Origin of the sequence: Nodosilinea sp. FACHB-141 (assembly GCF_014696135.1) — a bacterium.
In the GTDB taxonomy this organism is placed as follows: Bacteria; Cyanobacteriota; Cyanobacteriia; order Phormidesmidales; family Phormidesmidaceae; genus Nodosilinea.
In genome coordinates, this window is the sequence record NZ_JACJPP010000011.1 from 101,377 (window position 1) to 124,199 (window position 22,823).

23 protein-coding genes are annotated in these 22,823 nt (G+C 55.9%); 8 read left to right on the plus strand and 15 right to left on the minus strand.

Translation table 11 applies throughout. The features are described 5' to 3' along the window. The first annotated feature begins 434 nt into the window (after window positions 1-434). The gene (locus H6F59_RS09095) at window positions 435-1,679 is read left to right on the plus strand and encodes a glycosyltransferase family 4 protein (RefSeq protein WP_190697965.1); all 1,245 of its coding nucleotides are present in this window, start codon (window positions 435-437) and stop codon (window positions 1,677-1,679) included. A gap of 111 nt (window positions 1,680-1,790) precedes the next feature. Further along, the gene (locus tag H6F59_RS09100) at window positions 1,791-3,167 is read left to right on the plus strand and encodes a cytochrome P450 (protein WP_190697968.1); all 1,377 of its coding nucleotides are present in this window, start codon (window positions 1,791-1,793) and stop codon (window positions 3,165-3,167) included. Here H6F59_RS09100 and H6F59_RS09105 read toward each other — a convergent pair. Then, window positions 3,153-4,076, minus strand: coding sequence for a methylenetetrahydrofolate reductase (locus tag H6F59_RS09105; protein WP_279308347.1), 924 nt, complete (start codon window positions 4,074-4,076; stop codon window positions 3,153-3,155). The genes H6F59_RS09100 and H6F59_RS09105 overlap by 15 nt on opposite strands. 60 nt (window positions 4,077-4,136) lie before the next feature. After that, window positions 4,137-5,147, minus strand: a complete 1,011-nt coding sequence (gene trpS / locus H6F59_RS09110) for a tryptophan--tRNA ligase (RefSeq protein WP_190697971.1) — start codon at window positions 5,145-5,147, stop codon at window positions 4,137-4,139. A gap of 183 nt (window positions 5,148-5,330) precedes the next feature. Here trpS and H6F59_RS09115 point away from each other — a divergent pair, with 183 nt between their 5' ends. Then, on the plus strand, window positions 5,331-5,627 hold the full coding sequence (locus H6F59_RS09115) for a hypothetical protein (protein WP_190522758.1): 297 nt from the start codon (window positions 5,331-5,333) through the stop codon (window positions 5,625-5,627). A gap of 143 nt (window positions 5,628-5,770) precedes the next feature. Here the strand turns inward: H6F59_RS09115 and H6F59_RS09120 are convergent, their stop codons facing one another. Both H6F59_RS09120 and H6F59_RS09125 read right to left on the minus strand, forming a co-directional pair. Then, entirely contained in the window at window positions 5,771-6,271 is a 501-nt protein-coding gene (locus tag H6F59_RS09120; RefSeq protein WP_190697973.1) for a hypothetical protein, read from the minus strand. Window positions 6,272-6,330: 59 nt separating this feature from the next. Further along, window positions 6,331-7,278, minus strand: a complete 948-nt coding sequence (locus tag H6F59_RS09125; protein ID WP_190697975.1) for an alpha/beta fold hydrolase — start codon at window positions 7,276-7,278, stop codon at window positions 6,331-6,333. Between the two features lie 459 nt (window positions 7,279-7,737). Here H6F59_RS09125 and H6F59_RS09130 point away from each other — a divergent pair, with 459 nt between their 5' ends. After that, entirely contained in the window at window positions 7,738-8,286 is a 549-nt protein-coding gene (locus H6F59_RS09130) for an O-acetyl-ADP-ribose deacetylase (RefSeq protein WP_190697977.1), read from the plus strand. A 44-nt stretch (window positions 8,287-8,330) separates the two neighbouring features. Here H6F59_RS09130 and H6F59_RS09135 read toward each other — a convergent pair whose 3' ends face one another. The 5 genes from H6F59_RS09135 to H6F59_RS09155 form a co-directional block, all read right to left on the minus strand. After that, entirely contained in the window at window positions 8,331-9,545 is a 1,215-nt protein-coding gene (locus tag H6F59_RS09135) for an acetate kinase (RefSeq protein WP_190697979.1), read from the minus strand. Window positions 9,546-9,628: 83 nt separating this feature from the next. Further along, complete coding sequence (locus H6F59_RS09140) at window positions 9,629-10,267, minus strand: histidine phosphatase family protein (protein ID WP_190697981.1); 639 nt, start codon at window positions 10,265-10,267, stop codon at window positions 9,629-9,631. Between the two features lie 78 nt (window positions 10,268-10,345). After that, the gene (locus H6F59_RS09145) at window positions 10,346-10,984 is read right to left on the minus strand and encodes a histidine phosphatase family protein (protein ID WP_190699740.1); all 639 of its coding nucleotides are present in this window, start codon (window positions 10,982-10,984) and stop codon (window positions 10,346-10,348) included. A gap of 188 nt (window positions 10,985-11,172) precedes the next feature. Next, window positions 11,173-13,695 carry a glycogen/starch/alpha-glucan phosphorylase gene (locus tag H6F59_RS09150; protein WP_190697983.1) on the minus strand — a complete coding sequence of 841 codons (2,523 nt, stop codon included), beginning with the start codon at window positions 13,693-13,695 and terminating at the stop codon, window positions 11,173-11,175. Window positions 13,696-13,825: 130 nt separating this feature from the next. After that, window positions 13,826-15,460 (minus strand): alpha-D-glucose phosphate-specific phosphoglucomutase, encoded by a 1,635-nt coding sequence (locus H6F59_RS09155; RefSeq protein WP_190697986.1) that lies wholly within the window; start codon window positions 15,458-15,460, stop codon window positions 13,826-13,828. 183 nt (window positions 15,461-15,643) lie between these two features. Here H6F59_RS09155 and H6F59_RS09160 point away from each other — a divergent pair, with 183 nt between their 5' ends. Beyond that, window positions 15,644-16,630 carry a GNAT family N-acetyltransferase gene (locus tag H6F59_RS09160; protein ID WP_190697989.1) on the plus strand — a complete coding sequence of 329 codons (987 nt, stop codon included), beginning with the start codon at window positions 15,644-15,646 and terminating at the stop codon, window positions 16,628-16,630. Between the two features lie 26 nt (window positions 16,631-16,656). Here the strand turns inward: H6F59_RS09160 and H6F59_RS09165 are convergent, their stop codons facing one another. Beyond that, window positions 16,657-17,247 (minus strand): DNA-3-methyladenine glycosylase, encoded by a 591-nt coding sequence (locus tag H6F59_RS09165; protein WP_190699743.1) that lies wholly within the window; start codon window positions 17,245-17,247, stop codon window positions 16,657-16,659. A gap of 54 nt (window positions 17,248-17,301) precedes the next feature. Here H6F59_RS09165 and H6F59_RS09170 point away from each other — a divergent pair, with 54 nt between their 5' ends. The 3 genes from H6F59_RS09170 to H6F59_RS09180 all read left to right on the plus strand — a co-directional run bounded on the left by H6F59_RS09170 (window position 17,302) and on the right by H6F59_RS09180 (window position 19,786). After that, window positions 17,302-17,481, plus strand: a complete 180-nt coding sequence (locus H6F59_RS09170) for a hypothetical protein (RefSeq protein WP_190699928.1) — start codon at window positions 17,302-17,304, stop codon at window positions 17,479-17,481. A gap of 134 nt (window positions 17,482-17,615) precedes the next feature. Continuing rightward, window positions 17,616-19,283, plus strand: coding sequence for an MBL fold metallo-hydrolase (locus tag H6F59_RS09175; protein WP_190699746.1), 1,668 nt, complete (start codon window positions 17,616-17,618; stop codon window positions 19,281-19,283). Window positions 19,284-19,387: 104 nt separating this feature from the next. Next, window positions 19,388-19,786, plus strand: coding sequence for a PPC domain-containing DNA-binding protein (locus tag H6F59_RS09180; protein ID WP_190697992.1), 399 nt, complete (start codon window positions 19,388-19,390; stop codon window positions 19,784-19,786). Between the two features lie 38 nt (window positions 19,787-19,824). Here H6F59_RS09180 and H6F59_RS09185 read toward each other — a convergent pair whose 3' ends face one another. From H6F59_RS09185 to H6F59_RS09205, 5 genes are all read right to left on the minus strand, one after another. Continuing rightward, window positions 19,825-20,247 (minus strand): HNH endonuclease, encoded by a 423-nt coding sequence (locus H6F59_RS09185; protein ID WP_190697995.1) that lies wholly within the window; start codon window positions 20,245-20,247, stop codon window positions 19,825-19,827. Next, on the minus strand, window positions 20,240-20,650 hold the full coding sequence (locus H6F59_RS09190) for a hypothetical protein (RefSeq protein ID WP_190697998.1): 411 nt from the start codon (window positions 20,648-20,650) through the stop codon (window positions 20,240-20,242). The genes H6F59_RS09185 and H6F59_RS09190 overlap by 8 nt, the downstream gene beginning before the upstream one ends. Window positions 20,651-20,785: 135 nt before the next feature. Then, the gene (era, locus tag H6F59_RS09195) at window positions 20,786-21,757 is read right to left on the minus strand and encodes a GTPase Era (protein WP_313887167.1); all 972 of its coding nucleotides are present in this window, start codon (window positions 21,755-21,757) and stop codon (window positions 20,786-20,788) included. Then, the gene (locus H6F59_RS09200; RefSeq protein ID WP_190698001.1) at window positions 21,741-22,178 is read right to left on the minus strand and encodes a secondary thiamine-phosphate synthase enzyme YjbQ; all 438 of its coding nucleotides are present in this window, start codon (window positions 22,176-22,178) and stop codon (window positions 21,741-21,743) included. The genes era and H6F59_RS09200 overlap by 17 nt, the downstream gene beginning before the upstream one ends. Window positions 22,179-22,273: 95 nt before the next feature. Further along, on the minus strand, window positions 22,274-22,597 hold the full coding sequence (locus H6F59_RS09205) for a hypothetical protein (RefSeq protein ID WP_190698004.1): 324 nt from the start codon (window positions 22,595-22,597) through the stop codon (window positions 22,274-22,276). Window positions 22,598-22,823: the final 226 nt, after the last annotated feature.

Sequence of the window (22,823 nt, forward strand, 5' to 3'; positions counted from 1 at the left end):
CTTCTTTCAAAGCAGAAGCACTTGGCTATAGATAGACTGTACTTGTGAGCTAGTGTTTATCTACTAACTTACTGTGGTGGATAGCTAGGACTTGCCCTTTAGCTTTGCGCTTTCCTGGTCGGCTCAGAATCTCGATGCTCTAGGTTGCAGAGTTTCCCTCATAAATGTCCCCAAAAAACCAATAGCAGCAAGAGATAAATTTTATGATGCTGGTCTTTAAAGGGAACTATCGAATTAATAACACCGTCCTTTTCCTAAGCAGAGAGTTTTAAAGGCTAGTTTGTCATCTATTCAGTACAAGCTGCACTCCTAGCTTGTAGATGGTTAGCTTGTGTAGCTATTTATTACCTCAAGGATTTTCGGATTGCACCCACAGTGTTTTGTGTGGCTAACCTCTCAAAGCTATAGTCGTAAATTTAGTAAATTGATTAATTATGTCTACCTTAGCTCAAGTGCGTTTGGTGATTCTTCAGTATGCCGGTGATTTTCGGGAGGCTTATAACCTACTTGCTGAGTCAGGTAAGCAAGAATATTTCAGCCATCAATATACTATAAATAGCTCTATTGAAATAGGTCGCCAGATTGACGAGGTTATCCATTTCTGCTGTAAAACCAGTTCTGAATATAGCGAACTTTTAGAGCCTGGCCTTAGAGCTGTGGGTGGTAACCTTGATCCTTACAAAGAGCCAAGACGGTTGTTGAAATTGCTTGAAGAGCAAAAGCCTACCCACCTGGTGGTTCATTTCCCGTTGGTCGCTGCGTTCAAGTGGGCCAAGCAAAATAATGTAAAAGTTATAGGTCTGTTTGCTGATTCCTTTCAAGGAAGCGGGCTATCGGCAAAGCTTCGCAATTTTCGCCTATCAAGCACGTTGAATAACGAAGCTGTTCACTTAGTTGCTAACCATGGTTTGAGCGCATGTCATTCCCTAAAAAATATTGGTGTTAAGCCCAGTAAAGTTATCCCTTGGGACTTCCCCTACGAGATTACTCCCAAAGATTTTGCGCCAAAAAAATTGGGGAAGGCAGCTATCGACAATAAAAACATTGTCTATGTCGGCCGCATCGTTCAGACGAAGGGAGTGAATGATGCTCTAAATGCCTTAGTAGAGTTGAAGCAGTCTGGTATTACTCCCAACTTGACCTTGATTGGTAAGGGAGACCTTGACTGGTTCAAAGCTGAAATTAATCGTCTAGGGTTAAACGATCAGGTGACGCTGGTGGGTGGTTTATCTCACGATCAGGTGCTAACAAAAATGCGTTGGGCTGATATTGTACTGGTGCCTAGCCGCCATGCCTATCCTGAGGGCTTGCCCCTGACCATTTACGAAGCTTTGACCGTTAGAACGCCGCTAATTGTTTCTGACCACCCGATGTTTTTAGGCAAGTTCGAGCTAGGACGAGATGTATTGATGTTTCCTGAGAAAGATGTAGCTGCACTGGCTCGCTGTATTGAAACTCTGCTGACCAACGCAGAGCTGTACCAGACGCTATCTTTAAACTCTGCTGATGCTTGGGCTAGATTGCAGCTGCCGGTCAAGTGGCATCAGCTGATCGACCAGTGGATCAGCGATACACCTGATAGTCGCCGATGGTTGTTTAAGCACAGCCTGGAGCGATGCTCCTATCAACAGCAACAGCTTAGCTCCAGTCGTTTACAACCAATTCTAACCAGTTCTTAGTGAGGGTAAATTAATCCTGTGGTGGTGGGGCGGGTATGCCTTTGGGATGGTCTAGCATTGAAGTAGTTGGATGAATGCTTGTCGCCTCAATGCCCTATACGTCTTTTCAGCATGCCTACTCTTCCTGGCTCCAATACCCCCTTTTGGCAGCGCGCACCCAAGCTCATTCTGCGCCCGCTAGATTATTTTGAAGACAACTACCGGCGCTACGGGTCGGTGTTTCAGGTGGGGGAGAAGCCGCCTTCAATCTATGTGGCTGACCCGGCAGTGATTCAGGCTATTTTTCAGGCCGATGCGGCTCAGTTTCACATTCCGTCCCAGAGTCCGGGGAGTGGGCTGACTTTTTTGCTGGGCAACCAGTCGCTGCTGTTGCTGGATGGAGAGCGCCACCGCCGCCACCGTCGCTTGTTGATGCCGCCCTTCCACGGCGATCGCATGCGCGCCTACGGCGATGTAATCTGCACTTTGACCAAACAGGCCATGGCCAGCTGGCAGCCGGGTACGGCGTTTAACGTGCGAGCCGCCATGCAGGACATCACCCTTAGGGTAATTTTAAAAGCTGTATTTGGTCTGGGTGACGGCGATCGCTACGATCGCCTGCGGCAGCTGCTCAGTACCCTGCTAGAGGGGTTGGGCACTCCCTTCAGCGCTTTCTTTATTTTCTTTCCAGGGCTGCAGAAAGATTGGGGGCCGATGAGCCCCTGGGGAAGGTTTGTGCGGATCAAATCTGAGATTGATGCTCTGATCTACGCCGAGATCAGCGATCGCCGTCAGCAACCCTATCCCGATGGCACCGACATTCTCTCGATGATGATCAGCGCTCGCGATGCCCAAGGTGAACCCCTGAGCGACGGCGAACTCCATGATGAGCTGATGACGCTGCTGGTGGCAGGCCACGAAACCACCGCTTCTGCTCTGGCCTGGTCGCTGTACTGGGTGCACTGGCTACCCGAGGTGAATGAGCGTCTACACCAAGAGCTAGATGCCGGAGGTCTATCCGCCGATCCCTTGGCCGATGCCAATCTGCCCTACCTCACCGCCGTCTGCCAGGAGACCCTGCGCATTTACCCTGTCGCCCCCACCACGGGCATTCGCATTCTCAACCAGCCGATGACCGTGGCGGGCTACGAGTTTCCGTCTGGGGCGGTGCTGTTTCCAAACATTTACCTGCTGCATCACCGGGAGGATCTCTACCCTGAACCCAAGGCGTTTAGGCCCAAGCGATTCTTGGAGCGGCAGTATTCACCCTACGAGTACGTTCCCTTTGGGGGCGGTCACCGCAGCTGCATTGGCTCGGCCTTTGCGCTGATGGAAATGAAGCTAGTGCTGGCGACAATTCTGCGCCATTGGGAGTTGGAGTTACCCGAGGGGCTGCGACGTCCGCTCAAACCCGTGCGTCGCGGCCTGACTCTAGCGCCACCAGGAAACTTGCGGATGACACCCCTAGCCCAGCGGGCGGCTCAACGTCAGGCACTACCGCTCGGCTAGGGCCGCATCGACGGGCGCTACTCCCCCCTGGTCGAGAATTTGGGGAATTAAATCTTCGCGACGCACGGCCATCAGGTGTACTCCCTGACAAATTTGCTGAGCGGCTTGCACCTGCTCGGCGGCGATCTTAACTCCTTCTTGCAGCGGGTCGGCGGCGGCGGCGAGGCGATCGACAGTAGCTTGGGGAATATTGACCCCGGGCACATTGCGGTTGATAAAATTGGCGTTTTTAGCCGACTTCAGTAGAAAAATTCCGGCGAGCACGGGGCGGTTATAGCCGGACGCCACCTGGTCCATAAACTTGGCTAGGCGATCGAAGTCGGTGATTAGCTGGCTTTGAAAGAACTGCGCCCCGGCCTTGACCTTGGCCTCAAACCGCCGCTGCAACCCCGACCAACTGGTTGATTGTGGGTCGATCGCAGCTCCGGCAAACAGATCTAGCGCGCCATCGGTGAGGGGCTTGTCGTTGCTGTCTACGCCAAAATTGAGTTTTTCGAGCAGTTTGAGCAGCCGCACTGACTCTAGATCAAACACCGATCGCGCTTCGGGGTGGTCACCGGCTTTAACCGGGTCGCCAGTGAGAGCCAGAATGTTGCGCAGCCCAAGGGCGTGAGCCCCCATGAGGTCAGCCTGGAGGGCAATGCGGTTGCGATCGCGGCAGGCTACTTGGCACACCGCTTCAATCCCCTGCTGCTGGAGCAGCAGCGACGCTGCCCACGACGACATGCGCATGACCGCTCGGCTGCCGTCGGTGACATTGACGGCGTGCACCCGACCCTTGAGCATTTGGCCCATAGCCAACATGTGCTCTGGGTTGCCCCCCTTGGGTGGCATGACCTCTGCCGTTACCAAAAACTGGTCGGCTTGGGCCGCCGTGCGCAACCGATAACCCAGGGGTGCAGAAGCCAAGCCATCCTCCTTTGGATCTGTACAAACAGGGTGATTGAATTGATTAGTATATCTCGCCAGCTACAGCGGTTTGGAGTAGCCTAGGGCGTCTTTTACCCGAGCCAGGGTAGCATTGGCCACGTCGCCCGCTTTTTCACGCCCGGTTCTGAGAATGCTTTCTAGGTAGGGGCGATCGCCCATCAGCTCGTTAAACCGGTTCTGAATTGGCTCTAGGGCTGCCACCGCCGTGTCGGCCAACAGCGGCTTAAACTGGCCCCAGCCCATCTCTTTGCACTCCATCGCCACCGCCTCTTTGGTCTGGCCCGACAGCAGCATATACAGCGTCAGCAGGTTGTTGCACTCAGGCCGGGCTGGGTCATCAAACCACAGCCCCCGCTCGGGGTCGGTCTTAGCCCGCTTGATCTTTTTGACAATCGCATCGGTGGGATCAGTCAGATCGATGCGGCTTTGGTCAGAGGGGTCTGACTTCGACATTTTCTTCGTTCCGTCAGTCAGGCTCATCACCCTCGCCCCGTCAGCGCGAATCATTGGTTCAGGTACCTTAAGCACCGGATTTTCTTCGCTGCCAAACTGAAAATTGAGTCGGGCGGCGATGTCGCGGGTAAGCTCTAGGTGCTGCTTTTGGTCTTCGCCGACAGGCACCAGGTCGGGGTCGTAGAGCAAAATGTCGGCGGCTTGCAACACTGGATAGTCGAGCAGACCAATGCTGACGTTTTCACCCTGTTTAATCGCCTTTTCTTTGAACTGAATCATGCGCTCTAGCCAGTTGAGCGGGGTGATGCAGTTAAATAACCAAGCCAGCTCTGAGTGGGCCGATAGGTGCGATTGCACAAAAATAGTGGCTTTGTCGGGGTCAATGCCGCAGGCGATGTAGGTGGCCGCCACCTTATAGGTATCCTCCGCCAGCCGCTTGGGGTCGTGGGGCACCGTAATGGCGTGGAGGTCGGCCATAAACAAAAAGGCGTCGTATTCTTCTTGCAGATCAACCCAGTTGCGAATTGCCCCCAGATAGTTGCCTAGGTGGAGGTTGCCCGTTGGCTGAATGCCTGAAAGAATGCGCTGTTTGGCCATAGGTCTAGGGAGTGTAGCTACGTAAAAGGAATTGGCATAACGCCAGCGGGCGAACCCCCTATGAATCTACCCCAATCTCTGCCCGCCGCAGTAGCCAGCAACTGACCAATAGTCAGGCTTTCCTTGTCGGGAAAGGTTAAGTTGCTTAGATTTGTAAAATGCAATCATAAATCCATAACTACTATGACTCTCCCCACCGACCTGTCGACCCGTCTACAAACCGCCATTGGCTTGGCCAAAGAAGTGCAGCAACACCCCGAAGCCCACCAGGCTTTTCAAGAGGTAGTCGGGGATCTCAAAACCGAAAGCCCTGTTGCCGCTGAATTGCTAGAGCAGCTTTGGCGAGAGTACATTGGCACCCAGCGCTCTTCTCTGTTTTGGGAACAGCTCTCTGAGGTCGAGAAAAACCTCTCCGATCGCCTCAGCGAGAGCCACATTCAGCTCAAGCAAAACTACCTGCGACTGATGCAGGAGCAGTAAGAAAGCGCAATTTAATGTAAAACCTTCGTAGGATGGGCAATGCCAGAGCTTATCCTACGTCTAACTACAACTACCTGCTGCGAACAGCGCCAAGGTCCTCAAGTTTTGCTACAAGGGTGAGCTAGGCAACGGCTCAACCTCGTCTATGTTTCAATTTTTTTGCCTTGGTCTTTGTGCTCAGGTTGCTCGGCTAAAAGGCTGTCCCGGAGGGTCAGATATTGTTTGCCCTTTTCTGTGAGTTCTACCTGTTGCTTTAGTTCACCTGATTTGGGCATTTTATCAAGGTCTACTTTCAGGTTGATAAAGCCTAAGCTAGACAGCCGTTTTAGTTCTGTTGTGAACTCAGTAGTGCCTTCGTAGGATGTAGATTCGCCGCCACTATTAAGCTGCTGCAAATGATTTAGCTCATCTTCAGAAACCAGGCTAGTTAGCAATAATTGGATAGACTCAACATAGGGTTGTTCGGCTTCTTCAATTTCAAAGGGGCCGATTTTAGCTTTTTGAATATTTTGGTTTGAGATTTGCTCCAATAAGTTAAACAGAGGTTTGTAAAACAATATCAAGACGACGGTGATCAGCAGCGGCCAAGAGAATAAGATTGGTCCTAGTACTGATACCCAATCAAAAAGAGAAGGGTTACTCACGTAGCATTATCTCCATGGCTGCTAGGATTAAGAAAATACTTGTAGATTAATTAGCTTGCTCATTCAGCGGGCAAAGTGCTGACATTTGCATCTGAGGCTGCACTAGTATTAAGCTGGGGCAAAAATTTGCGAATTAAGCCAATGGTGACCCCAGGTAGCTCTAGGTAGGGGGTAAATCTAACATCATCGAGCTGATAAAAAATTTGAATCACCTGGGGATTAATCGCCATAAGACGGCGACCGATATCTGGGCCAGTGAACTGAGAATTTTTGCCCCAAATAATTGCCGTGGGCACCGTGAGCTGACTTATGTATTGCGATAGGTCAAAACACAGGTCACCTCGCACAAAAGCCAGGGCTGCATACTCAGCATTTTCCTGCTGGGCTGATTGCAAATACGCTTCAACAATTTCTGAAGAAACTCGCTCTGGCTGAGCAAACTGCCGCTGTTCTAAAAAACTGCGAATGCCAAAACTATTCGCTACCCCCGTGTTGTAGAGTAGCTGACTCAGGATGGGCAAGCTGACAAATTGAGCAAACTGGGCGAACCCGCCGAGGCGATAGTCTTGGCCAAACTCGGCTAACCCAGCTAGGGTGGTAATGATTAGCGATTTGAACAAGTCAGGTCGCTTAATGGCCGCACGCACCGTAAAAGCAGCCGTCAGTGCCGAGGCAATGACAGTGGTAAGCCCGTCACAGGTCTGCTCTAAAAACTCGGTAATGATCGCAATGTAGTCATCTACGCAATAGTCTCGCACCGGATGATCTGAGCGGCCCCAGCCGATTAAATCTGGGGCTAACACTCGATAGTCTGCGGCAAAAGCGGGATACACCTTAGACCATTCGTAGGCTGAAGAACCACCCCCAAAACCGTGGAGAAAGACCAGGGTCTCTTTGGCCTCTGGCCGATTTGGTTCTTCCCAAGGCTGGCCCTCGGGAGTGTAGTAAACCATGCGGCCATACCGGGTTGTGATAGAGCGACTGGAAAAACCGGGTGGAACAAACATGATATTACTCTCTAAAAAATGAGCGGACCTGGAGTTAGTAGACGGCCACACTAAAGGTGGAAAATTATGTAAGGTATACAGCTCACGGTTTCAGGTTCAAGACAATTCCTAAGCCGCATGCTTGGAACCGTAAACATTAAGTTACTAGCTCCTGTCATAATCAGCTTAGCGAGCGCTAGCACTAACTGGCGGAAATATGACAACCCTTGCTGGAGTTTCGGGTGCTTATTGTTAAGTTTTAGAAGTGGTTAGCTTATGCCTTAAGGTAAAATCCTAAATAATTAATTCAGTAATTGTTATCAACCAATAGTTGTATGCTTCGTTCGCGTAGGGTATGAAATAACTTGTTATTGAAGAGATGTGGGCAGCGGGCTAGGGATGTTTTAGTGTAGAGATAACCTGAGTTTTATTCATTACCGAAATCAGGATTAAATCGGTGCCAGTGAGGATACTTTGCTTATGGCTACCCCTGATGTGTGGGATCAAATGCTTGTGCTGCAAGGCGACATTACGCGCCAGGATGTGGATGCGATCGCAAATGCTGCCAATGAGTCGTTGCTGGGCGGTGGCGGGGTAGATGGGGCGATTCATCGAGCCGCCGGGCCAGAACTGCTGGCTGAGTGTCGTCAGCTGGGCGGCTGCCCGACTGGGCAGGCCAAAATCACCCGAGGCTATCACTTACCGGCCCGGTGGGTCATTCACACAGTGGGGCCGGTGTGGCATGGGGGGCACCACAATGAGGATGAGCTATTGGCCAGCTGCTACCGTAACAGCCTTGCCCTCGCCAGCGAGTATGGCCTTCGCACCCTGGCGTTTCCCGCTATTAGCACCGGGGTCTATGGCTTTCCGCTAGAACGAGCGGCTCAGATTGCGATCGCAACCGTCAAAGCAGCGCTAGATCAGACATCTTCTCTCAAGCAGGTCCGGTTTGTCTGCTTTAGTGATCGTGCTCACCAGGTCTATCAGTCGGTACTGGACAAGAGCAAAAACAACTCTGAAGTCGGCTAATAAGCTCTGAAGCTGTTTTACTTAGGCCATGTCGCTGCTGAGGCTCAGGTGGCCTGTTGCAGAAGATCGTGGCAGGCCTGGGCGATCGCCCACTCTTCCTGAGTGTGCACCACCAGCACCCGCACCGCTGAATCTGCCGCCGCAATATCCTGGTCATCCTTGGTTCTGCTGAGGTCAGGCTTTAGCTGCAGTCCCAGAAACTCAAATGGCTCGCAGGCTTGCTGCCATAGCGGGGGACTGTTTTCGCCCATGCCAGCAGTAAACACCACCCCATCCAGCCCGCCCAGGCTGGCAATCATCGCCCCCATCTCGCGCCGCAGACGGTGGATAAATACCTCAATCGCTAGCTTGGCCTGGGCATCGCCCTGCTCCATCGCCTCCGCCACAGCGCGCATATCGTTAGAGCGGCCCGAAAGTCCCTTTAGCCCAGATTCTTTGTTCAATAGCTGGTCGAGTTGGTCAGCGGTGTAGCCCTCTTGCCGCATCAAATAGATGAGAATGCCAGGGTCAACGCTGCCTGAGCGACTGCCCATCATCAAGCCATCCAGCGGCGTAAACCCCATGGTCGTATCAACGCAGACGCCGTTTTTAACCGCCGCCAATGAGCAGCCGTTGCCCAAGTGGCAGGTGAGAATTTTCAGGCTGGCGATGTCTTGCCCCATTAGATCCGCCGCCCGCTGGGCCACGTACTGGTGGCTAATGCCGTGGAACCCGTAGCGACGAATGCCCTGCTCGATCCAAGCGTAGGGACCGGGATAGGTCGCTGCCGCCTCGGGCATGCGGGCATGAAACGCGGTATCGAACACTGCCACCTGGGGCACATGGCCTAAAATGCCCTCCATCGCCTCGATGCCCTGCAGGTTGGCTGGGTTGTGAGCCGGGGCCAGCGGAATCAGCCGCTGAATCGCGGCTTTAACCTGATTGTCAATGCGCACGCTGTCGATGTACTCGCGACCGCCGTGCACCACGCGATGGCCTACGGCGTCAATATCTGAAAGGCTTTCTAGCACCTGAGTTGGCCCCTCCACCAGGGTCTTCACCATCGCCTCCAGGCCCTCGGCTTTGTCGGCAATGGGTAGCACCTGCTGAATCGATTCTCCTGCACCGCTGGCGGAGAGTTCTACCTTGCCCTGCTGATGGGTCCAGTCAAGGGCGGCGCGCCACAGGGGTTGGGGCGTAGCGTCCTCGGCCCCTTGGCTGAGGTCAAACAGGCAGCTTTTGTGGCTGCTCGACCCGGCGTTAAGCACCAAAATTTTCATGGCACCCTACGAAATTTGGCCATTATCGTCCCACCTTCTGATCCACCAGCCGCCCAAAATCTAAAATCGCCATTCCTTAGTACCTACGTTCCCGGTCTTGAATCTAGCTCCTCGGGTAGATGGGAGCGATCGCCGTGTTTGGCCAGCATTGGCCCATGCTGGTCGAACCGCACCACACTGAGCGAGGCGACGGGCAGCTCAATGCGATCGCGGTACCGACCGCTATCGATACCCAAAAGATTGCAGAGAATCAGCCGAATCGTAGTCTTGTGCGACACAATCAGCACGTTGCCGGAGCTGTGGTTGGATTCAATTTCGGCAATTACCAGGGCGGCGCGGCTAGCCACCTGTACCCCCGTTTCGCCTCCAGTGGGCGGGTTCCAAGCGGGTTCGGCCAGCCAGCGAACGTAGTCTTTGCTATAGCGGCGCTCCACCTCCTCGTGGGTTTGGCCCTCCCACTCGCCAAAGTACATTTCCTTCAGCCCGTCGCGCTGCTCCATCGTCAGGCCCGTCGCCTTACAAATGGGGGTAGCGGTCGCCACGGTGCGCCGCAGCGGGCTGGCGTAAATGGCCTGCCAGGGCAGGAGCTGGTATTTGTCTGCGAAAGCCTGGGCCATAGCCATCCCCTCAGCCGTCAGCTCCGGGTCAGATAAACCGCAGTAGGTGCCGGTCTGGCTCGATTCGGTTTCGCCGTGGCGCAGAAAGTAGAGGTTGAGAGCCATGGAGGAGAGAAAAGTTAAGGGAAACGGGCGATCGCCGCCTTCCTATCGTCTTTGCTGACTTGATCGCTGACATCCCCCCTAGGTACCTGGTCTGGTCTCCAGCTCTGCGGGTAGATGGGTGCGATCGCCGTGCTTCATCAGCATGGGACCGTTGTTGTTGAACTGCACATGGGTAACCGAGGCCACCGGCAGATTGATGCGATTGCGGTACCGCCCCACATCCATCCCCATCAGGCTGCACAAAATAATTCGAATGGTGGCCTTGTGCGACACCACCAGCACATTGCCCTCGGTGAAGTTCTCTTCAATTTCAGCCATCACCAGCGAGGCCCGACTGGCGATTTGCACCGAGCTTTCGCCTCCGGTGGGCGGGTTCCAGGCCGGTTCGGTAAGCCATTGGAGGTAGTCGTCGCTGAAGTGCTCTCGCACGTACTCGGCGGTGAGCCCCTCCCATTGACCGTAGTTGATTTCCTTTAACCCATTGCGAATCTGCACATTCACGCCCACGGCTTTGCTCAGGGGCATGGCCGTTGCGATCGTGCGCTTCATCGGGCTGGCAAAGATGGCCTGCCAGGGCATGGCTTGATACTTGATTGCAAAGGCATCGGCCATAGCCACGCCTTCGGGGGTTAGCTCGGGGTCAAGCTCGCCGCAGAAGCCGCCGGTTTGGCTGTACTCAGTCTCGCCGTGGCGCAGGAGGTAGAGGTTGAGGGGCATGGGTGAGGGGTGGATGGGTGGATGGGTGGGCGAGTGGATGGGTGGGCGAGTAGGAGAGTGGATGGGTGGGAGAGTAGGAGAGTGGATAGGTGGGCGAGTGAGTTCGGGCTTGGGTTCATTCACCTACCCGCCTAACCCATCTACCCATTCACCCTCCTACCCTCCTACCCTCCTACTCGCCTACCCACCTACACCTTGAATCCGGCCTGAGCCTGCACGTATTCCTTTAGCTCGATCTGCACGGGCTTGACGTGCCAAATTTGCTCACAGTATTCGCGGATGGAGCGATCGCTCGAAAATTTGCCCATGCGCACGGCGTTGATGATGGACCGGCGCGACCAGTCTTCCTGGTCTTGGTAGGCGGTGCTGGCTCGGTCTTGGGCGTCGATATAGGATTGGTAGTCGGCCAGCAGCAGGTAGGGGTCGTGGTGGAGCAGGTTGTCGATCAGGGGTTTGAACAGCTCGCTGTCGCCCTTGGCAAAGTAGCCGCAGTTGACGAGATCAATCACTCCCTTCAGCTGGGGGTTGCTGTGGTAATAGTCCCAAGGGTTGTAGCCGCTGGCTTTGAGGGCCATGACTTCTTCGGTGACCAGGCCAAAGAGAAAGAAGTTTTCGTCACCGACTAGCTCACGAATTTCGACGTTGGCCCCATCCAGCGTGCCGATGGTGAGGGCACCGTTCATGGAAAATTTCATGTTGCCAGTGCCGGAGGCTTCTTTGCCGGCGGTGGAAATTTGCTCGGATAGGTCGGCGGCTGGGTAGACCCGCTGGCCCAGAGTGACGTTGTAGTCGGGCAAAAAGACGACCTTGAGGCGATCGCCGATCGCCGCGTCGTTATTCACCACATCGCCGACGGCGGTGATGAACTTGATCATCAGCTTGGCCATGCGATAGCCGGGGGCTGCCTTGCCGCCAAAAATAAAGGTGCGGGGGGCGACATCCAGATTAGGATTCTGCCTCAGCCGGTCGTAGAGGGTGATGATGTGCAGCACGTTGAGGTGCTGGCGCTTGTACTCATGGATGCGCTTCACCTGCACGTCGAACAGCGAATCAGGACTCACCGTGATGCCGGTGCGGGTTTGGATGTAGGTGGCCAGATCTTGCTTGATGTCGCGCTTGATCTGCCGCCAGTGTTGGCGAAAGCCGGGGTCGTCGGCGTAGCCTTCCAGCGATCGCAGCTTTTCCATGTCCTGTAGCCAGCCGTCGCCCACTTTCTCGGTGTAGAGAGCCGCCAAGCGGGGGTTGGCTAGGGCAAGCCAGCGGCGAGGGGTGACGCCATTGGTGATGTTGCGAATTTTGCCGGGAAACATCTCGTGGAAGTTTTTGAGAATAGTCTGCTTGACCAGCTCGCTGTGCAACTCGGCCACGCCGTTAATAGCATGGCTGCCCAAGCTGGCTAAGTTGGCCATGCGCACGTAACGCTCCCCCGACTCATCGATCAGCGACAGGCTAGAGAGTTTGGCCGAGTCGTTGAGGTACTGCACCCGCACCTGATCCATAAACCGGTGGTTGATTTCAAAAACAATCTCCAGGTGCCGGGGCAGCAGGCCGCCAAAGAGAGACAGTGACCACCGCTCTAGGGCTTCGGGCAGCAGGGTGTGGTTGGTGTAGGCAAAGGTGTTTTGGGTGACTTCCCAGGCCGTTTCCCACTCGATGCCGTGCTCGTCGATCAGCAGACGCATGAGTTCGGCGACGCCGACGGCGGGGTGGGTGTCGTTGAGCTGGGCCGCAAACTTCTCGTGGAAACTGTCGAGCTGCCGGCCCGAGGTGAGATGAATGCGAATCATATCCTGCAGGGCGCAGGAGACAAAGAAAAACTGCTGCTCTAGGCGCAGCTGTTTGCCTTCGATTTGCTCGTCGTTGGGGTAGAGCACCTTAGAGATATTCTCAGAGGTGACTTTGCTGTTGACCGCGCCGTAGTAGTTGCCGACGTTGAATGACTGAAAATCGAAGGACTCCACCGCTTCGGCCTTCCACAGGCGCAGGGTGTTGACGGTGTTGACCCGATAGCCGGGAATCGGCGTGTCGTAGGGAATGCCTTTCACCTGCTTAGCGGGAATCCAGCGCTTGCGAAAGCGGCCATCGGAGTCGGTGTAGCCCTCGGTGTGGCCGCCAAACCCCACGGTGACGGCCTCTTGGGGGTGGGCGATCTCCCAGGGGTTGCCGTGCTGAAGCCACTTGTCAGTAATTTCGACCTGCCAGCCGTCACGAATTTCTTGGTCAAAAATGCCGAACTCGTAGCGAATCCCGTAGCCGATCGCCGGGATTTGCAAGCTAGAGAGCGATTCCATATAGCAGGCGGCGAGGCGACCGAGGCCGCCGTTGCCCAGACCGGGCTCTTCTTCCTGAGCCATCAGATCGTTAAGGTCGAGACCCGATTCTTGTAGCGCCTGCCTGACCGGCTCTTCGATGCCGAGGTTGAGCAAGTTGCGGCCCAGGTGCGGCCCCAGGAGAAATTCCGCTGACAGGTAGGTGACCAGCCGCACCTCAGAGCGCAGGTAGTTGCGGGTGGAATTGAGCCAGCGCTGCATCATGCGATCGCGCACCATGTAGGCCAGCGCTAGGTAAAAGTCGTTCTTACTGGCCACCTCGGGCCACTTGCCCTGGATGTAAAACAAGTGATCGGCCAGGGCCCGGCGCAGGGTTTCAACGCTAATGCCAGTGCGATCGTCTTCGACATCGACGGTGGGGCAATTCATGAATGCTGTCATCGCGGGGGCTCTTTGAACAACAGAGGGGGGAGAAGTGGTGAAGGGGAGAGTTTTGAGTTCTTAGTTTTGAGTTCTGAATTTAGGTAGCGATTCAAAACTCAAAACTCAACATTCAAAACTCTCCAGTCTTTTAGGTGATCACCGTGGGCTGGTCGCGCCCGGTCAGCGTCTTGATCTGAGCGAGCTCGTCGGCCAGGGCAATCAAGTTGGCCAGGGCCTCCTGGGTATCTTGGTTGTGTTTGGTGGCGTCTGGCTCGTAGCGCTCTACATACAGTCGCAGGGTCGCGCCCGAGGTGCCGGTGCCCGACAGTCGGTAGACAATCCGCGAGCCGTCGGTGAAGCCGATGCGCACGCCCTGGTTTTTGGCCACGCTGCCGTCGACCGGGTCGGTGTAGGCAAAGTCATCAGCGTAGTCGACGGTGTAGGGGCCGAAGGTTTGGCCGGGCATGGTGCTCAATGCTCCGCGCAGGTTGCTGATCAGGGTGTTGGCGCGATCGCTTTCTACCCCCTCGTAGTCGTGGCGCGAGTAGTAATTGCGCCCGTAGGTGCTCCAGTGCTCTTTAACAATGTCCTCCACCGACTGGCCCTTGACGGCAAGAATATTCAGCCAAAACAGCACTGCCCACAGTCCGTCCTTCTCGCGGATGTGGTTAGAGCCGGTGCCGAAGCTCTCTTCGCCGCAGAGGGTGGCCTTGCCCGCATCCAGCAAATTCCCAAAGAATTTCCAGCCGGTGGGGGTCTCAAAGCAGTCGATGCCCAGCTTTTCGGCAACGCGATCGGGGGCTTGACTGGTGGGCATAGAGCGGGCAATACCCGCCAAGCCGTTGCGGTAGCCGGGGACTAACGTGGCGTTGGCGGCCAGAATGGCGAGGCTGTCGCTGGGGGTGACAAAGAAATTGCTGCCGAGCACCATGTTGCGATCGCCGTCCCCATCCGACGCCGCCCCAAAGTCGGGGGCATTGTCGCCAAACATTACCTCTACTAGGTCGTGGGCATAGACCAAGTTAGGGTCGGGGTGGCCACCACCAAAATCCTCCAGCGGTTCGCCGTTGACCACAGTGCCCGCCGGAGCATTGAGCCGTCGCTCAAATAGGGCCTTGGCATAGGGGCCAGTCACCGCGTGCAGCGAATCCATGCAGAAGCGGAAATTGCCGCTGGAAAGCAGCTGCTTGATCTGGCTAAAGTCAAATAGGGTTTCCATCAGCGCGCCGTAGTCGGTGACGGAATCGATCACTTCGACGGTGGTGTGGCCGAGGCTGTGGGTGGCGATGCGATCAAGATCGATGTCAGCCGCATCGAGAATCTTATATTCGGTAATGGTTTGGCTGCGGGCATAGATCGCATCGGTAACGCCTTCGGGGGCGGGGCCGCCGTTGCCGGTGTTGTACTTAATGCCAAAGTCTTCGTCGGGGCCGCCGGGGTTGTGGCTAGCCGAGAGAATGATGCCACCAAAGGCGCTGTTCTTGCGGATCACGCAGGAGGCCGCTGGGGTGGAGAGAATGCCGCCCTGGCCCACTAGCACCCGTCCAAAGCCATTGGCCGCCGCCATTTTAAGAATAATTTGAATCGCTTGGCGGTTGTAGTAGCGTCCGTCGCCGCCCACCACCAGGGTTTCGTTCTGATAGCCCTCTAGGCTGTCAAAAATCGACTGGACAAAGTTTTCTAGATAGTTTGACTGCTGAAAAACCTTAACTTTTTTCCGCAAGCCCGAGGTGCCGGGCTTTTGGTCGCTATAGGGCTGTGTGGATACGGTTTGAATACTCATAGGGTCAAAATTTGCTCCAAGGTCAACCAGGTGCAACCTCAGGATAAATCCCTAGCTAACTCTGAAGGATAAATCCCTCTCTAACTTATGGGGTAAATCGTAAGCCTTAGTTAAGGGATGGGATTCAGGAATTGGCCCCCGCTGAGCTGTAGCAGTTTTAAAGCCCCCTCGTCCGTTGCATCTATGACTGCTCAACAACTGACCTCAATTCAGTCGCGCCCCAGCACAAGCCACGCCGATTTGCCCGCGATCGCCGCCTTTTACGAGATCTGTGAACAAGTTGACCAGCTCGACAACACCCCAACTCTCGCCGACCTCCAGCGCCGCATCGACTACCCGCCCCCCGGCGGCACTCACCACCGCCAGCTTTGGGAAACCCCAGAGGGCGAACTGGTGGGTTTGGTTGCCCTGTGGATCGACAACCCTGCTGATGTGGCTACCGATGCGCTAGAGGGTTGGGCGGGCATCTTTGTGCATCCCAACCGGCGCGGTGCTCACCTAGAAGCTGAACTGCTGAGCTGGGCCGAGCAGCAGGTGCGGGAGCAGGCCACTGTCGCTCAGCGCTCCGCCAAGCTCTATGCCGGGACCAGAGCCGATGCCACCTACTACCGAGCTATCTACGAGACACCGGGCTACGAGATTATCCGCCAGTTTCACACTATGGTGCGATCGCTGCTCGACCCCATCCCTCAGCCCCAGTTTCCCGAGGGCTTTACTTCTCGCCCAACCAATGCCGACGAAGCCGTTGCCTGGGTAGAGATGTTCAACGAGAGCTTTGTCGATCACTGGCACTTTACGCCGATGACGTTGGAGGATCGCCAGTTTCGCCTCACCTATCCCACCTACCAACCCGAATTTGACTGGGTGGCCGTTGCCTCCGATGGCACCCTGGCCGGGTTCTGCGGCGGTGCCATTGACCATGAGGAAAACACCCTGAAAAACCGCAAAGAAGGGTGGATCAACATTCTGGGCACCCGAAGAGGCTACCGCCGCCAGGGGCTGGCGAGGGCGATGCTGCTGCAAGGGCTGCATCAGCTTCAGGCATCGGGGATGGAAACAGCCCTGCTAGGGGTAGACACCCAAAACCCTAACCAGGCTATGGGGCTGTACGAATCCGCAGGATTCACCATCAAAGAAACTTACCTAACTTACCAAAAGTCTCTCGGATGAGGGCCACGGTTGCTGGCCCATAAAAATTACCGCTTTGACACGGCTTTGGACGCTGTAACATACCAGCGCCAGGGCAGATCGGCCCCCTGGGTGATGCCGATACGGGTGGTTTGGGTGAAGTCGATCTCCCCCGCCTCAAGCCGCTGCTGCCAGTCAATATCCCGATGCTCTAGCCAGAGACCAGAGGCCGGGGTCAGGAGCAGATCCGTGAGGGTGCGATTGATATCCAGCAAGAGGCAAAGCTTGCCAGGACCAGCTCCCCAGCGAGTGGGTTTTTCTGCCCGATACCCGACTAGCCACGGTGGAATGGTATCGAGTTCGACGGCGCGAATTAGCACGGCGCTGGGGATGCGATCGCGATCGGTGATCACATTAAAGCAGTGGTAGATGCCATAGATCAGATACACATAGCTGTAGCCGGGCGGGCCAAACATCACCCGGTTGCGGACGGTTTCGCGACGGTAGGCATGGCAGGCCGGATCGCCCTCGGTATAGGCCTCGGTTTCGACAATGGTGGCGCTGAGCTGGCGACCGTCGGCCCACCGCCGCACCAGCCTACAGCCCAGCAGGTCTGGTGCTACTTCTAAAGACGATCGCCCTAGCCAGGCTGGGGGAATGGGCGCAGGCTGATTACAAAGCTTTATGTTGTCCTCTGAGGCAGGCTTGTTAAGATGACTCAAAACCAAGGCTCCGATAACACCGACCTTTCTATCATCCCTACTGCTCCTATGGATATCAAACTTGTATTGGCTGTGCTCACCGGATTGTTTGTGGTTGCCACCCTCTTCTTTGGCACCAAAAACGGCTTCTACGACACTGACGACTACCACGGCAACGGTTCAGCTCACTAGGCTCACTCAGCATATTGGCCTGTTCATTGGCTTTGATGTGCCGCCGTTAGGGTGTTCGCCGTTCCGTGAGTAATCTGGTCTGCTTTCCGTTTGGTGCGGGTCACGGCCAAGAAGGGCTGTGCCTAGAGCTGCGCATGGGGCCACGGCGCATCGTGCTCGACTGCGGCCTGCGAGATCTGTCGGTTTTGACGGCGGCGGGCGATGTTGAAACCGATACTCCTGAGTCGGTTTCCAAACGCTCTGCGAATCGCATCGCCTCCGCCGACCTGCTCTTTTGTAGCCACGCCCACAGCGACCACGCTCGCGGTGTTTGGGCGTTTAGCCAGGCCTTTCCCCAAGTGCCCATCTACGGCAGCGAGGTGACCGCCCAGCTGTTACCCCTCAACTGGCTGGGCGCAGAGGTGCCGCCCCACCTCTGCCAGGCGCTGCCTTGGCAAACTCCCATCAGCTTGGCCGATGATTTGACGGTTCAAATTTGGCCCGCTGGGCACTTGCCGGGAGCCGCCTGCGCCCTATTCACCTACCACGCGCCCCAACGCCCCTACACGGTGTTTTTCACGGGCGATTTTTTTATGTCCAATTCGCGCTTGGTGGATGGTCTGCCCCTAGAGGCGCTGCGAGGCCTCAAGCCAGATGTGTTGATCATCGAAGGTAGCTCTGGGTCTGCCCGCCATCCCCACCGCCGCCAGCAGGAAAATTTGCTGGCCAGTACGCTCCATGGCCTAGTGCAGCAGGGGCGATCGGTGCTGCTGCCTACGCCAACCCTAGGCATTGGGCAGGAGCTGGTGATGCTGTTGCGCAGTCACTATCAGTTCACTGGCCAAGATATTACCGTCTGGGTCGATGAAACGGTGGCGGCAGGCTGCGACCTCTACCTGGAGCTGATGCCTGCCTTCCCCAGCAGCGTGCAGAATTTTGCCCGTCACCAGCCGCTATTTTGGGACGAGCGCATTTTGCCTCGCGTGCGCCGCTTAGGCACAGACGGTCACCCCCAGGGCGATTCTTCCGGTGCCCCCTGCATTGTGATCGCCCACCGTGAAGTCGATCTCAGCGACTACTGCCTCGCCTCGGCCCAACCCTGGACCGTGCTGCTGCCCGACTCGTTTGCCACCGCCATTGCCGATACGGTGCTGGGCACGCCCGCTACCGAAGCTGGGGCCGCCCTGGGCTGGCTGCAAACCCTGGCCGCCGAGCTGGAGTCTGAGCGGGTGCAGCTCGACACCTACCAGCTCACCACCCACAGCGATCGCGTCGGCACCACCCAGCTAATCCACAACCTCAGGCCCCAGCACGTGGCCTTTGTCCACGGCAAGCCCACTCACCTAGCTGACCTGGCTGGGCTAGAAGAACTGCAAACCCGCTACCAGCTCCACCTGCCCTCTGCCGGTAAGGAAGTGGAGTTTCCCATCGGCGATCGCTTCATTCAGCCCGCCGCCCCCGACCCAGTCTTTGAAGGCGAAATCACCCAGGTCGACGACAGTGTACTGCTGCTGTTGCCCGAAGACCTCACCACCGACCCCCGCTGGACGGCCCTGGCCGACACCGGCCTGGTCCAGGCCCGCTGGCAGGGCAACGATTTAGTAATCAAAGGGCTAACCCAGCGCGACCTGCTGCGTACCGTAACGGGTGGAGAGGCTCCCTGGCAACCGCCCAGCTGTCAAACCTGTCGCTTTCAGCGAGAAGGCCGCTGCCACGGCGGCGATTCTCCCCTGTACGGGCTGCAGGTGAGCCCTGATGGGGTGTGCCCTGCCTTTGAGGCTCGTCCAACTCGACCAGAACGGGATGATGAGGCGATGGCTTAAGGGGGAGTGGGGAGTAGAAGAGTGGGGGAGCAGTAAACTCAAACCTCATTACCCCATCACCCCTTTACTCCCTTACTCCATCACCCCATCACCCCATCACTCCTATGCAAACCCACTGCCTACGCTTTACCCCAGGCCAAGATCTCAAGCAAGAGCTACAAGCCTTTGCCCAGGCTCAAGCGCTGGAAGCTGGGATTATTCTCACAGCGTTGGGTAGTTTGACCCAGGCATCGCTGCGGTTTGCGGCTGCCCCAGAGGCTACGATAATCGCTAGCCCACTGGAGCTGATTTCCCTTAGCGGGACGCTGTCGCGGCACGGCATGCATTTGCACGGGGCAGTGGCCGATGCCCAGGGCCAAGTCTACGGTGGTCACATCATGCCGGGCTGCTTGATTCGCACGACGGCAGAGATTGCGATCGCCAACCTGCCCCACCTGCGCTTGCACCGCCAGCCCGATCCGGTCACAGGCTACCTAGAGCTGGTAGTAGAAGCCCTTCCTTAAAGCGGGTTCGGCTTACTCTTCAACTTTTGCCGGAGTGCTCAGGGCGGATGCTTACCAAGTGCCGCCAATACCCTGCGAAGATTTACAATACCCTCTCGATTGAGCGCCAGTTTGTCTACGGTCGCTCTGCCAGTGGGTGTGATGCCCAGCATAAGGGTCAAATCTTGGCTCCAAACAAAATGTTCTTGCCACTGGTGCTGGCGCGGATTGTAGAGCGGGACTATGTATCCTATCACAGGGTCATAGGCTTGGGGCTGAACGTACTTGCGATTGTTGCAGCCCTGGCAGGCCAACGCTAAATTTTCTAAACTGTCATCACTGCCCTTTGAGCGAGGAATGATGTGCTCAATGGAGAAGGGGTCGGGGGAATATTTGACCTGGCAAAGACAGTACTCGCAACACCCGGAAGCCCGCCGTGCAACGGCTTGTTTTTGTGACGAACTTAGGGAGGGCTTAGCCATGAACAATGGGCTTGATGCCTAGATCGTCCATGACATTCTCTAAGGATTGCTGCCGTAACGCAGCGAGTTGCACGAGAGCTTGAATGCGCTCTACATTAAGGGCTTCTATCTGGTCTGAAATCTCAATTAGTCGATGGTGCTCATCGGCGGTTAAGCTCTCAGCCTGGCGCTTGTCAATCAAGGCATAGTACTCATCCCACATTTCGCCGGAGAGGCCGAGATTGATGTGCTGAATTAGATCAGTTTCTGCAGTGAGTAAATGGTTAGCTGCCGTTTGGTTGGCAGCCAATCGAGTATGCAGTGTTTCTAAAATGTAGTGCTGGGGGTCGAGACCCTGCTTGGCGGCTTCTGCCCGCAGTTGGATTTCTAGTTCTGGGGAGAGATCAAGGGTAATTCGAGTCATGGGATCGCCGGCGCTATTTGAGAATCTCTGGCAGTCTCTTGGGCGGTTGCGAGGAAAGCCTATTGTCGGTGCAAAAAATCGCTTAACCCTATTCTGGCAAGCTTGCCCTCAAAGCGCACCACAACCGATACCTCGCTACTCCTCGACCCGGTAGCCAAAGTCTTCGAGGCGGCTGCGGGACTGTCGCCATTTGGGCACCACTTTGACAAACAGCTCTAGATACACCTGACCCATCACCAGTTTTTGAATTTGCTGGCGAGCATCGGAGCCAATCACCTTCAGCATGCTGCCCTTTTTGCCGATCAAAATGCCCTTTTGCGACTCGCGCTCAACGTGGATGGTGGCGAGAATGCGGGTGATGTTGGTGTCTTCTTCGACTCGGTCAACGGCGATCGCCACCGAATGCGGCACCTCTTCCCGCGTGTTGAGCAAAATCTGCTCGCGGATGAGTTCACCCATGATGAACCGCTCGGGCTGATCGGTGACCAGATTGGGCGGGTAGTAGTAAGGGCCGGGGTCGAGCTGGTCGATTAGCGTGGCTAGCAGGGTATCGAGGCTGGTTTCGTGCAGGGCCGAGAATTTGACCAGGGGCCAGCCGTGGGCGTCAGCCATCCGCTGGTAGCTGGCGTCGAGGGGGGCGATCGCCTCCGGTTCCTCCGGCTGCTGGTCAACTTTGTTCATGCCTAGGATAACTGGGCCGCTGGTGTGGGCCAGCAGTTCAGCGACAAACTGGTCGCCCCGCCCCGCGTCTACGCTGCCATCGACCACAAACAGGGTGGTATCCACCGAGTCGATGGCCATGCGGGCGTTTTTGACCAAAATTTTGCCCAGCTCGTGGTGGGGCTTGTGAATGCCGGGGGTATCGACAAAAATAATCTGAGCTTGGTCGTTAGAGAGGATGCCCCGCAGGCGGTTGCGAGTGGTTTGGGCGGTGGGGGAGGTAATGGCTACTTTTTGCCCCACCAGAGCATTCATCAACGTCGATTTGCCCACGTTGGGGCGGCCCACAATGCCCACAAATCCAGACTTAAACCCCTCCGGCGGGGTGGGGATAGCGCTGTAGCCAATTGGGTCAAAGGTGTCGACCATGCTAATAGCCTGTAACATGGACGATCACCTCGCGGCTTGATCCCCGCGCCCGGTGTTCCCACAGGTAAATGCCCTGCCAGGTGCCCAGGCCCAGTCGTCCCTGCACAACCGGAATAGTTTCGCTGGTGTGGGTGAGCACCGTGCGAATGTGAGCCGGCATGTCGTCGGGGCCTTCGGTGCTGTGGATGTAGTGATTGCCCTCGGGCACCAGCTTGGCCAAGAAATTCTCCAGATCCACCAGCACGTCGGGGTCGGCGTTTTCTTGAATGATCAGGCTGGCAGAGGTGTGGCGCAAAAACACCGTACACAGCCCAGTCTCGACCCCCGAGGCGCGCACCACCTGCTCAACCTCAGCAGTGAACCGCTGGAGAGATTTGCCCCGCGATCGCAGGGTCAGCACCTGCTGGTGGTGGCGAGTGGTGGCGGTAGAAGATGTCATCGGGCAAATTACCAGAATAGACCGTTATCTATTCTGGCAGAATTAACCACCCTCGGAAAACTTTGTTCCTTTGCCGTGCGGCTCTCCACGTTAGATCACTCCACACACAGGGGCACGAGGCGGCCCTGGGCGGTCAGCCCTAGTCGCATGGGCTGGTTGGCGAGAATGGGATTGCCAGTCAGGGCACACACCTGTTCGCGCTCAGCCACCGCCCCAAAGCTGGCGCAAATATCCTCGGGCTGTACCTGGGTTGTACCTTCGCTAGGTCCTTGCTCCACATACTGCCAAAGAATGTCGCGAATCAACGCCTGATATCCCCGGTTACCGGCCAGGGCTTTAAGTTTTTCTTTCAGCGATCGCTCTAGGCGAATGCTGGTAACTTCCATATCAGTGGTCGATACGCGAGTTAGGGTTGGCATTAGCGGGCACACCTCCAAGGGGAACATAAAAGACTTTTTCTGGAACGTGTCACAACTCGACTGTGGTTGTCACTAACGAGTTGTGTCTAACTAACAGTTTAGACAGACTAGACACGTTTGTATTACACGTGTAGTATTAACGTTATTCGAGCGTATCCGTCAAGCCTCCTCGCTGAGCGAAAGGTCTTGAACTAACGGATGCCCTCATGCCTTCCTAAGCCTTGCT